The sequence below is a fragment of the Leucobacter soli genome (assembly GCF_042659205.1).
Taxonomy (GTDB): Bacteria; Actinomycetota; Actinomycetes; order Actinomycetales; family Microbacteriaceae; genus Leucobacter; species Leucobacter soli.
The window spans coordinates 1-1,888 of record NZ_JBHSRW010000324.1; the positions used below are offsets into that span (position 1 = coordinate 1).

Here is a 1,888-nt window from a genome sequence, read left to right on the forward strand (position 1 = left end):
CCCGGCCCAGGCGCCGGGCCGGGTCACCGCCCAGACGACCAGCAGGGCGGCAGCCGAGGCGAGCTGGAAGCCCCAGGCGAAGCTCTCGGGGCTGCCCTCGACGAGGGTGAAGGAGAGCCAGCCGAGCACCCCCAGCCCGAGGGCCGCGACCGCCGCCAGCGCCACCTGGGAGCCCGTGCTCAACGGCCCCGGCACCGGCCGACGCCGCGCGTCGATGGGCTGCAGGAGCACCGCGAGCGAGACGCCGGCGAAGAGGCCGAAGACGTGGCTGTCCGAGCCGAAGTACACCCGCGTCGGTGCCTCGCCCTGCGCGGCGTAGAGCACCATCAGCGCGGCGGAGCCGATCGCGAGCAGAATGAAGAGGAGCGATCGGGTGATCCGGGAGTGCGCGCGCATCGTGAAGAGCATCAGCAGGGGCAGCACGACGTAGAACTGCTCCTCGATGGAGAGCGACCACGTGTTGCGGTAGAGCTCGGGGTTGTCGCGCGTGAAGTAGTCGCCGCCGAGCGCGACGAAGACCCAGTTGCTGACGAAGGCGAGCGCGCCGAAGACCTGCTGCCCGATGTTGACCAGGAGGTCGGCGTCGCCCGAGCGCGCGATGAGCAGCGCGACGCCCGTGCAGACGAGCAGCACGAGGACGAGGGCGGGCAGGAGGCGTCGCGCGCGCCTGCGCCAGAAGCTCACCAGGTCGATGCGGCCGTGCCGCTGGCGCTCGCGCAGCAGCAGGGAGGCGATCAGGAAGCCGCTGATCACGAAAAAGATGTCGACGCCGAGGAAGCCGCCGGGCAGCACGGCGGGGAAGAAATGATAGACGAGCACGAGCCCCACCGCGATCGCGCGGAGTCCGTCGAGTCCGCCGAAACGGGTGCTCCTGACGCCTGGCGATTCGGATGCTCGCCGTGCAGATGCCGACCCCGGGTCGGTGAATGACGTGGTGCTGCTCATGTGACCTGGCGCGTGCGAAGCGCCCAGGCCAGTGTAGTCACTCCAGGTGGCCTCCGGATGACCCGGGGGTGTCCGGCCGGGGCGCGCAGGCCGGTGCCCGGAGCTCGGGGGCTCAGAGGTCGAGTGTCAGCCGCTCGCACCGTGCGCGAGAGACGCAGACCATCATGCGGTCGTTCTTCGCCCGCTGCGATTTCGTGAGTATCACGTCGCGGTGCTCCACCTCGCCCTCGATCACGCCGGTCTCGCAGGAGCCGCAGTTTCCCTCGCGGCACGAGAAGCGGATGTCGAACCCTTCGCGGTGCAGCACCTCGATCGCGGTCTCGTCGGCGCCGACCTCGACCTCGCCGCCGCTGCGGCCCAGCGCGATCGTGAAGGGGCGATCGCCCTCCCGATGCGCTTCCACGCCGCTGAAGCGCTCGAAGACGGCGTGGGCGCCCGTGCGCTCGGCGAGCAGTTCGAGTTCGCCGAGCATCCGCTCCGGCCCGCACGCGTAGATCGACGCGCCGCTCTCGGCGGCCTCCGCGACGAGCGCGGGGAGATCCAGGCGGTTCCCGTCTTCCGAGACATGCAGTTCGAGTCGCGCGCCGGTCTCGCCGAGTTCGCCCACGAAGGCCATGCTCGCGGCGTTGCGCCCGCAGTAGGAGATCGAGACGTCGGCTCCCGCGGCGACCGCCGCACGCGCCATCGGCAGGATCGGCGTGACGCCGATGCCGCCGGCGAGCAGCATGATCCGCGGCGCGTGCGCCAGCTCGAAGTGGTTGCGGGGCCCTCCGGCCGTGATCGTGTCGCCGACGCGCAGGCGGTCGTGGACGAACTGCGAGACGCCGCCGTGCTCGTGGCCGCGGAGCACCGCGATGCGGTAGACGGAGCGGTCGGCGGGGTCGCCGCACAGAGAGTACTGTCCGGCGCGCTCGGCGGTCGGCCAGAGGTCGATGTGGGCGCC

At 71.4% G+C, this 1,888-nt stretch carries 2 protein-coding genes; both read right to left on the reverse strand.

All coding sequences use genetic code 11. The features are described 5' to 3' along the window. The coding region (locus ACFPZL_RS12720; RefSeq protein WP_382335720.1) for an acyltransferase family protein at window positions 1-945 on the reverse strand (945 nt) is incomplete at its 3' end. A 112-nt stretch (window positions 946-1,057) separates the two neighbouring features. After that, on the reverse strand, window positions 1,058-1,888 hold an 831-nt coding region (locus tag ACFPZL_RS12725), incomplete at its 5' end, for a PDR/VanB family oxidoreductase (RefSeq protein ID WP_382335722.1).